A 7,255-nucleotide genomic window follows, 5' to 3' on the forward strand; every position below is an offset into this window, starting at 1 on the left:
GCCGTGGGTGCGGTCGCCCTGCTGGTGGTCCGCCGCCGCAAGGTGCGCTTCACCGCCTGACGAACCACCCCCTCCGCGCACCCTGTGGTGCCGGGGCCGGAGTCCGTTCCGGGTCGGCCGGGGCGCGCGGTGGTCCGGGGCGGCGGGGGGTCACTCGGTACGCAGCACGGTGAACGCCTCGGCCAGCCGGCCCGACGGTAGCCCGGCGTTGTCGGCGACCGCGGTGAGCCGGTCACGCACCCAGGTCTCCAGGTCCAGCCGGTCGGTCTGCGAGGAGTGCGCCCGCATCGCCGCGATCTTGCGATCGATCTGGTCGGTGATGTCCACGGCGTGGTCCGGGTCGGGGCCGCCGGCGTACCAGATCTCCCGGACCACCCACGGCCGGAGGCCCTGCGCGAGCAGCTCCGGGTGGGCGAAGGGGTTGCGGGCGTCCGGGTAGACGGCGCAGGTGGTCGCCTCGCCCACGGCGAGGTGGTCGGGGTGGCTCGGCCCGGCGAGGTGCTCCCACCGGCGCAGCGGCGAGTTGGTCAGCACCCGGTCGGGGCGGAACCGCCGGATGGCCGCGGTGACGTCCCGGCGCAGGTCGAGCGTCGGCGTGACGGTGCCGTCGGCGTACCCGTCGAGGAAGTCCACCCGGGTCACCCCGACGGCGGTGGCCGCCGCGCGCTGCTCGGCCTCGCGCAACCGGGGTATCCGCTCGCGGGCGGTGGCGTCGAAGCCACCCGCGTCGCCGCGGGTGACGATCAGGTACGCCACCTCCACGCCGTCCTCCACCCAGCCTGCTATGGTGCCCGCACAGCCGAAGTCGACATCATCCGGATGGGCAAAAACGGCCAGCGCTCGGTGGACGTCGGAGAGCGCCGGAGCGGAGGCGGGGAAGCTCACAAGCCCCGAGCCTACGGGTGGTGCGGAGATGCGGTGCCTTGATGTCTTACCTGCTCAGAGCCGGACGACCAGGGCACTTCATGATCTTTTCCCAAGTATCGGCAACGTGGCGGGCAACTAACGTCTTGATAACGGCACCTTCACGTAATGGGCCGGTGGGTGTCACAGTGGCAGCACCTCACCCCTGGCGTGAGGCACCCCGTACGTCCCGCCGACCACGGCACCGCCCACCAGCGCGGTTCGTGGCCGTCGAGCCTGCGCGGTGTCGAGCTCCAGTGGTGCGGTGGCCCGGCGGATCGGTCCCCCTGGGGTGTCCCGATTTCTCTGCGGTAGTACCGGTGACCTGCGACACGGGGTCACCGGCGGCGTCACCCCCATGCGTGCGTGAAACCCACGACGGAACCAGGTTACGAAAGAGGAGGCCCCTCGGAATGAGAGTCTCGAAGCGGGCGAGCGGCGCCATCGCCGTGGGCGCGGCATTCGCGCTCATCGCGTCCGGCTGCTCCACCAATGACGACGAGGGCGGCACCGCCGCCAAGAGCTCTGACGGCAGCATCGTCGTCGACGGTACGGAGCCGGAGAACCCCCTGGTTCCGTCGAACACCACCGAGACCGGTGGTGGCAAGATCATCGACTGGCTGTTCACCGGCCTGGTCGAGTACCCGAACAACGGTGGCGCGCCGCAGAACGCGCTGGCCGAGTCGATCGAGACGACCGACTCCAAGGTCTACAAGATCAAGATCAAGCAGAACACGAAGTTCCACGACGGCACCGTCGTCAAGGCCAAGAACTTCGTGGACGCCTGGAACTGGGGCGCGTACTCGCCGAACGGCGCGCAGAACTCCAGCTTCTTCGCCGACATCGCGGGCTTCGCGGACGTCAACACCACCGACCCGGACGAGGACGGCCCGAAGAAGGCCCCCGAGCCCAAGTCGAAGACCATGTCCGGCCTGAAGGTCGTCGACGACTGGAACTTCGAGGTCACGCTGGCCGCGCCGACCGCCGTGTTCCCGACCAAGCTCGGCTACAGCACCTTCATGCCGCTGCCGGACGCCTTCTTCGCCGGCAAGGCGGAGGACTTCGGCAAGAAGCCGATCGGTAACGGCCCGGTCAAGTTCGTGTCCTGGGAGAACAACGTCGCGATCAAGCTGACGCGGTTCGACGACTACTCCCTGCGCGACAAGATGAAGATCAAGGACGTCACCGTCAAGATCTACCAGGACGACACGGCGGCCTACAACGACCTGGTCTCCGGCAACCTGGACTTCCAGCAGCAGGTTCCGGTCTCCTCCCTCGCGGGTGACAACTGGAAGAACGACCTGGGCGACCGGGCCATCTCCTCCACCACCCCGGTGACCGGCATCATCGCCTTCCCGGTCTACGACGCCCGCTTCAAGAACGCGGACCTGCGTAAGGCGATCTCGCTGTCGGTCAACCGCCAGGAGATCAGCGACAAGATCTTCTTCGGCAACCGCAAGCCGGCCGACAGCTGGGCCAACCCGCTGACCCCGGGTGCCAAGCCGGGCAACTGCACCGCTTGCAAGTACGACCCGGAGCAGGCCAAGCAGCTGCTCGCCAAGGCTGGCGGCTTCAAGGGCCAGCTGAAGCTCTACTACAACGCGGACGCCAGCCACAAGGAGTGGATGGAAGCCGTCGCGCAGCAGATCAAGACCACCCTGCAGATCGACGCCGTCGCCGTCGGCGTGCCGACCTTCGCGGTGTTCCGCCAGAACATCAACGCCCACAAGATGGACGGCATGTACCGCGCCGGCTGGCAGCAGGACTACCCGGACGTCGAGAACTGGGTCAACCCGCTCTACGTGACCGGTGGTTCCTCGAACGACGGTCTGTACAGCAACCCCGAGGTCGACGCCCTGGCCAAGCAGGCCAGCGGTGCCCCGAGCCTCGAGGCCTCGCACGCGCTGTTCGAGCAGGCCGTGGCGAAGATCGACGCCGACGTCCCGACTGTGCCGGTCTACTTCGGTGGCCAGCAGTCCGGTCACTCGGAGAAGATCAAGAAGATGGAGCTGACCAACGTCGGCGAGCTTGACATCACCTCGGTCGAGCTCTGATCCGAACGGTCTGACCCCGGGTCGGGCTCGCCTACCGGTGAGCCGGCCCGGGGCCGTTCCGCGAGGGGGTGTACAACATTCCCTCGCAACGTTGTCACCCGTGTCGGCCGTCCGACGCGCCCCCTGTCTGGAGGACCACCCCATGGGCCGTTATCTGTTGAGACGGCTGCTCCAACTCGTCCCGGTGTTCATCGGCACGACGTTAATGATCTACGCGCTCGTCTGGGCGGTTCCCGGTGACCCGTTCGCCGGCAAGTGCGGTGATCGGGGCTGCCCGGATAACTACATCGCCATGATGACCGAGAAGTACCACCTCGACGAGCCGTGGATCGTGCAGTACGCGGTCTACATGAAGAACCTCTTCCAGGGGGACTTCGGCTCGACCTGGTCCGGCCGCTCGGTGAACGACATCATCGCGACGTCGTACCCCAACACGCTGAAGCTGGCCGCGGTCGCCCTGCTCATCGAGGCGCTCATCGGTCTGACCGCCGGTGTGCTCACCGGTCTGCGGCGCAACGGCTTCCTGGACAACCTGGTCCTGATCTCGACGCTCTTCCTGATCGCGCTGCCGGTCTTCGTCGTCGGCTTCGTGCTCCAGTGGCTCTTCGGCGTCAAGTGGGGCATCGTCACCCCGACGGTGTCGAACGAGATGCGGATCTCCGAACTGATCCTCCCAGGCTTCGTGCTGGGTAGCGCATCGATGGCGTACATCGCCCGGGTCTCGCGTACCAGCATCGCGGAGAACCGCCGGGCCGACTACGTGCGGACGGCCATCGCCAAGGGCCTGCCCATGCGCCGGGTGGTCGGTATCCACCTGCTGCGCAACTCCCTGATCCCGGTGGTGACGCTGCTCGGCACCGACCTCGGCGCCCTGATGGGTGGCGCGATCATCACCGAGGGCATCTTCGGCATCAACGGCATCGGCCGCCAGGTCCTCCGGGCGATCGTCACCAAGGAGAGCGCTACGGTTGTCTCGATCGTGGTCGTCCTGGTGCTGGTCTATCTCCTGATGAACCTCGTGGTGGACCTGCTCTACGCCGCCCTGGACCCGAGGATCCGCTATGAGTGAGCGCCGCGAACGAACCATCATCGCCACGTGCGCGGGCAACCAGGCCCGCGCCGAGCAGAGGGAGGTGCGGGCATGAGTGACCCGAGTGCCGCTTCCATCGTCAGCACCCCCCGACCGGAGCAGCCGGCCGAGATCGGTGCGCCGGTCACCGCCGGTCAGCCGGAGGGCGCCCGCAAGGAGAAGCCCCGCGGCCTGCTCGGTGACGCCTGGCGGGACCTGCGGCGCAAGCCGCTGTTCTGGATCTCCGCCACGTTCATCCTGATCTTCGTGCTGATGTCGGTATTCCCGTCGCTGTTCACCTCGGGTGACCCGACCAACGGCGCGCTCGCCCGCAGCCGGGTGGAGCCCTCGGGCGACGCCTGGTTCGGCTACGACGTGCAGGGTCGCGACGTCTACGCCCGGGTCATCTACGGCGCCAACGCCTCGATCGTGGTGTCCCTGCTCTCGGTGATCGGCACCATGCTGATCGGCGGGACGATGGGCATCATCGCCGGCTACAAGGGCGGCTGGGTCGACGGTCTGCTCTCCCGGATCGCGGACGTCTTCTTCGGCCTGCCGTTCGTCCTCGGTGCGATCGTCATCCTGACCACCTTCAACGGTGCGGGGTCGAGCAACAGCGAGTGGGAGATCAAGGGACTGGTCATCGCGTCGCTCGTGCTGCTGAGCTGGCCGGTGGTCATGCGACTGATGCGCTCCTCGGTGCTGGCCACCAAGGAGGCCGACTACATCGTCGCGGCCCGCGCCATGGGCGCCGGCACCGGTCGGATCATCCTCAAGCACCTGCTGCCGAACTGCCTGGCGCCGCTGCTGGTGTACGGGACGATCATGATCGGCTCGTTCATCGGCGCCGAGGCCACGCTCTCCTTCCTGGGTATCGGCCTGAAGAGCCCGGTGGTCTCCTGGGGAATCATGATCAACGAAGCGCAGAACTACCTGCGGCCGTCGCCGTTCCTGCTCTTCTTCCCCTCCGCGTTCCTCGTGACCGCCGTGCTGAGCTTCGTCATGCTCGGTGAGGCCGTCCGCGAGGCCCTCGATCCGAAACTCCGCTAGGGGAGACTGAGTTGTCCGACATTCTCGTGTCCGAGCAGACCGCGCCGGGCGCCGACGGATCCGGCCGCCCCTCGGGCCGGCTGCTCGAGGTCGACGACCTGCGGGTGGAGTTCCGCACCCGGGACGGCGTCGCCAAGGTCATCAACGGAGTCACCTACCACGTCGACGCGGGGGAGACCCTCGCCGTGCTCGGCGAGTCCGGCTCCGGTAAGAGCGTCACCGCGCAGACCATCATGGGCATCCTCGACATGCCGCCCGGCTTCGTCACCGGCGGTCAGGTCCGCTTCCACGGCAAGGACATGCTCAAGATGTCCGCCGAGGAGCGCCGCCGCATCCGCGGCGAGGGCATCGCGATGATCTTCCAGGACTCGCTCTCCGCGCTGAACCCCGTCTTCACCGTCGGGTTCCAGATCGCCGAGCAGTTCCGCATCCGTCGCGGCATGAGCCGCGCGGACGCCAAGAAGCGCGCGATCGAGATGCTCGACCAGGTCAAGATCCCGAACGCCAAGGGCCGGTTCAGCAACTACCCGCACCAGTTCTCCGGTGGTATGCGGCAGCGCGCCATGATCGCGATGTCGCTGGCGCTCGACCCGGAGGTGCTGATCGCCGACGAGCCGACCACCGCGCTGGACGTGACCGTGCAGGCCCAGATCATGGACCTGCTCGGCGAGCTCCAGCGGGAGCGGCGGATGGGCATGATCCTGATCACCCACGACCTCGGCGTGGTCGCCGACGTCGCGGACCGGATCGCGGTCATGTACGCCGGTCGGATCGTCGAGGAAGCCGACGTGTACGACCTGTACGCGAAGCCGGGGCACCCGTACACCCTCGGCCTGCTTGACTCGATCCCCCGCCTGGACGAGAAGGGCCAGCAGCTCCGCACGATCAAGGGCCTCCCGCCGAACCTGATGAACATCCCGCCGGGCTGCCCGTTCAACCCGCGCTGCCCCATGGCGCAGCCGGTGTGCCGCGAGAAGCTCCCCCCGTTGCTGCAGATCGGCGCCGGTCGGGCCAGCGCCTGCCACTTCGCCGAGGAGCTGGTGAACCGTGTCTGAGAACATCCTCGAGGTACGCGACCTGGTCAAGCACTACCCCGTCACCCGCGGTGTGGTGTTCAAGAAGACCATCGGTCACGTCAAGGCCGTCGACGGCGTCTCCTTCGACCTGCGGGCCGGTGAGACCCTGGGCGTGGTCGGCGAGTCCGGCTGCGGCAAGTCGACGCTGAGCCGGGTGCTGATGAACCTGGAGAAGCCGACCGCCGGCAGCGTGCTCTTCAAGGGCCAGGACATCTCCAAGCTGTCCGGCGGCGCGCTGCGTCGGCTGCGCCGGCAGATCCAGCTGGTCATGCAGGACCCGTACACCTCACTCAACCCGCGGATGACGGTCGGCGACCTGATCGGCGAGCCGTTCGAGATCCACCCGGAGGTGGCGCCGAAGGGCAGCCGCCGGGACAAGGTCAAGGAACTGCTCGACCTGGTGGGCCTCAACCCGGAGCACATCAACCGGTACCCGCACCAGTTCTCCGGCGGTCAGCGCCAGCGCATCGGCATCGCCCGGGCGCTCGCCCTGCGGCCCGAGGTGATCATCTGCGACGAGCCCGTCTCGGCCCTGGACGTCTCGATCCAGGCGCAGGTGATGAACCTGCTGGAGAAGCTCCAGAACGAGCTCGGCCTGTCGTACGTGTTCATCGCCCACGACCTGTCGGTGGTGCGTCACCTCTCCGACCGGGTCGCGGTGATGTACCTCGGCAAGATCGTGGAGATCGGCACCGAGGACCAGATCTACGAGGGGCCGACCCACCCGTACACCCAGGCGCTGCTGTCGGCGGTGCCGGTGCCGGACCCGACGCTGCGGGACAACAAGGCGATCATCCGGCTCACCGGTGACGTCCCGTCCCCGGTGTCGCCGCCCTCGGGCTGCCGGTTCCGCACCCGGTGCTGGAAGGCGCAGGACATCTGCGCCGAGCAGCCGCCGCTGCTGCAGATCCGACAGGGCTCGGACCACCCGAGCGCCTGCCACTTCGCCGAGAAGCGGGAGATCGTCGCCACCCACGAGGTGTGAGACGGCCCGAACCGCCTGCCGGCGTCCGCGTGACGCCGGCAGGCGGTTCGTCGTATCCGGGCCCGACCGCCGCCGGGCCGGGCGCCCGCGGACGGCCCGCGCCGTCCTGTCGGTCAGG

General features: G+C 68.0%; 6 protein-coding genes. 5 read left to right on the plus strand and 1 reads right to left on the minus strand.

Annotated elements, in window-relative coordinates; genetic code table 11:
- Positions 1–150 precede the first annotated feature (150 nt).
- A complete protein-coding gene (locus JNW89_RS22095) occupies positions 151–885 on the minus strand; it encodes a PIG-L deacetylase family protein (RefSeq protein WP_238450353.1) in 735 nt (244 codons plus the stop codon).
- 431 nt (positions 886–1,316) lie between these two features.
- On the opposite strand from JNW89_RS22095, the gene JNW89_RS22100 reads away from it, so the two are divergent.
- The 5 genes from JNW89_RS22100 to JNW89_RS22120 all read left to right on the plus strand — a co-directional run bounded on the left by JNW89_RS22100 (position 1,317) and on the right by JNW89_RS22120 (position 7,137).
- Positions 1,317–2,957, plus strand: coding sequence for an ABC transporter substrate-binding protein (locus JNW89_RS22100; protein ID WP_238450354.1), 1,641 nt, complete (start codon positions 1,317–1,319; stop codon positions 2,955–2,957).
- A 142-nt stretch (positions 2,958–3,099) separates the two neighbouring features.
- Positions 3,100–4,026 carry an ABC transporter permease gene (locus JNW89_RS22105; protein ID WP_238450355.1) on the plus strand — a complete coding sequence of 309 codons (927 nt, stop codon included), beginning with the start codon at positions 3,100–3,102 and terminating at the stop codon, positions 4,024–4,026.
- A gap of 72 nt (positions 4,027–4,098) precedes the next feature.
- Positions 4,099–5,076 (plus strand): ABC transporter permease, encoded by a 978-nt coding sequence (locus JNW89_RS22110; RefSeq protein ID WP_238450356.1) that lies wholly within the window; start codon positions 4,099–4,101, stop codon positions 5,074–5,076.
- 26 nt (positions 5,077–5,102) lie between these two features.
- Complete coding sequence (locus JNW89_RS22115; RefSeq protein ID WP_238450358.1) at positions 5,103–6,131, plus strand: ABC transporter ATP-binding protein; 1,029 nt, start codon at positions 5,103–5,105, stop codon at positions 6,129–6,131.
- The gene (locus JNW89_RS22120) at positions 6,124–7,137 is read left to right on the plus strand and encodes an ABC transporter ATP-binding protein (protein WP_238450357.1); all 1,014 of its coding nucleotides are present in this window, start codon (positions 6,124–6,126) and stop codon (positions 7,135–7,137) included. The genes JNW89_RS22115 and JNW89_RS22120 overlap by 8 nt, the downstream gene beginning before the upstream one ends.
- Positions 7,138–7,255: the final 118 nt, after the last annotated feature.

The organism is Micromonospora sp. 4G55, from assembly GCF_016803375.1.